Source organism: uncultured Dialister sp., assembly GCF_937959425.1.
Classification (GTDB): domain Bacteria; phylum Bacillota; class Negativicutes; order Veillonellales; family Dialisteraceae; genus Dialister.
This window is the reverse complement of sequence record NZ_CALGPS010000131.1, coordinates 1-2237: the sequence shown is the minus strand read 5'-3', so window position 1 is coordinate 2237 and position 2237 is coordinate 1. Positions and strand designations below refer to the sequence as shown.

Genomic DNA, 2237 nt, shown 5'->3' with positions numbered 1-2237 from the left:
AAATAACCTAAATGATATATAGAATACATACCTAAATTGCGAAAATGGGAAAGAAGCGAACGCCTGCCAAATAAACATAGTGTACTATGTAATTAGATAGTATGCTATGTATTAAATGTTTGTGATTTCGGATTTTCATGTGCATTTGCGTTTTGTATTTATGCTATATGCACATGAAATGCATTAAAAAATTATGCAAATGGGTCTTATTACATGAGAATTAATGCGAATTGATGGCAATTCACTAAAATCCGCCTGAAATGCGGGCATATTGAAAAATACAGGGGGCATGAATAAAATAAACATAGATGCCTATGTAACTTCCCGAAGAGGAAGCATAGATGGGAGCCCCGGCCCCGGGACTGTGACGGAAGGAGGATAGCCGGTTTACCAGGGGATGATGATTTTCCGGATTACATTCGGATTCATGTGGAATTCAGCAATTTTTCTTTTATAACTTTATATGAGTCCAAATCTTCCGGAGAAAGGTTTCCGGTTATGCGTGGCTGGCATCGGGCCGGGCAGATATCGGAACAAACTCAAAAGGAAGGTGAACCTTATGGATCCAGCCATTACTACACTGTGTGTATTGGCAGTGGCCTGCTTCCTGTTCGTTACCGAACTGATTCCACTGGCAGTCACTGCTATGGCAGCCTGCACAGCCCTCGGTATTCTGGGCGTTCTTCCGTCCAAACAGGTATATGCGGGTCTTTCCAACTCCACCGTCGTTCTTTTCGGTGGTATGTTCGTAATCGGCGCAGCTATGTTCAGAACCGGTCTGGCTCAGGCTATCGGTCTGGCTGTCGTCAAGAAAGCAGGTACTAAGGAAATTCCGCTGATGGGCGCCATCATGCTGGTTACCATCGCCCTGTCCTCTGTATCTTCCAATACCGGTACGGTAGCATGCCTCATGCCGGTAGTTATCGGTATCTGCCAGGCAGCTCACATTTCCCAGTCCAGACAGCTGATGCCTCTGGCTATTGCTGCTAACGTAGGCGGCACCATCACCATGATCGGTACTCCGCCAAACGTTATCGTTACCGGCGCTCTGTCCGCAGCCGGTCTTCCGACCTTCGGATTCTTCGAATTCGCTCTCATCGGTATTCCGCTGTCCATCATTGCTTTCGTTTTCACCCTTTTAGTTGGCCGTCATCTGCTTCCTGCAAATACTGCCGGTGAAATGGATGAAGCGGCAGTCAAAGCGGCTGCTGAAGAAGCAGGCGCTGCTGATGATGCAGCTCCTGCAAGCAAGAGCAAAATGTGGATTTCCGGTCTCATCATGATCGGCGTTGTTGTCTGCATGGCACTGAACCTCAAGACCGTTCCTCTTCAGACTGCAGCTGTTACCGGCGCCATTCTCTGCGTCATCACCGGCTGCCTGAAAGAAAAGGAAGCTTATGCAGGTATCGACTGGGTAACCATTTTCCTGTTCGCCGGCATGCTTTCCGTAGCTACCGCTATGGATAAGACAGGCGCAGGCAAACTGATTGCCGACACCGTAGTAGGCATGATGGGTGAAAACCCGAACCCCATCGTTCTCTGCGCTGTACTGTACCTGATTTCCAACGTACTGACCCAGTTCATGAGTAACACTGCATCTGCAGCACTTCTTGCACCAATTGGTATTTCCATTGCCCAGTCCATCGGCGCTGACCCGAAACCGGTACTTATGGCTATCGGTATCGCAGCATCCATGGCATTCGCAACACCAATGGCTACTCCGCCAAACACCCTGGTTCTGGGCCCCGGCGGATTCTCTTTCAATGACTATGTCAAAGTCGGCGTACCGCTCTGCATTATTACATTCATTGCAAGCGTTATCATTATCCCGATTTTCTGGCCATTCTTCCCAGGCTGATTGCAAGCTCCGGAACATTGTATTGAGTTTTTCAGGAAACAGGAGATGTCTTTTGGCGTCTCCTGCCCCTGATTTTCACTGCGTGAGGCAGAATCCTCACAGGTATCTATCAAGGTACTGAAAAGAAAGGTGGATTTATACATGGACACTCCAGGCCCACTTTCGATTTGTATCGTCAACATGGTCATCGTATTTGCCGTTCTGATCGTTCTGCAGTGGATCATTCAGCTGATTCACGTGGTGGATCCCACCAAGAATAAGAACAAGAAGAAATAAGTAAAAACGATAACCTAAAAGGAGGATACAAACATGGATGGCTTTTTAAGAGCACTGGTTTCTGTATGGACAGATTCCGGATTTGCTGCATTAACATGGCAGA

The 2237-nt window shown here is 47.6% G+C and carries 2 protein-coding genes; both read left to right on the top strand.

Annotation, left to right across the window (positions count from 1 at the left end):
• Window positions 1-559 precede the first annotated feature (559 nt).
• A complete protein-coding gene (locus tag Q0482_RS05810; RefSeq protein ID WP_299144548.1) occupies window positions 560-1858 on the top strand; it encodes an SLC13 family permease in 1299 nt (432 codons plus the stop codon).
• A 141-nt stretch (window positions 1859-1999) separates the two neighbouring features.
• Window positions 2000-2134 (top strand): OadG family protein, encoded by a 135-nt coding sequence (locus Q0482_RS05805; RefSeq protein WP_297040608.1) that lies wholly within the window; start codon window positions 2000-2002, stop codon window positions 2132-2134.
• Window positions 2135-2237 lie beyond the last annotated feature (103 nt).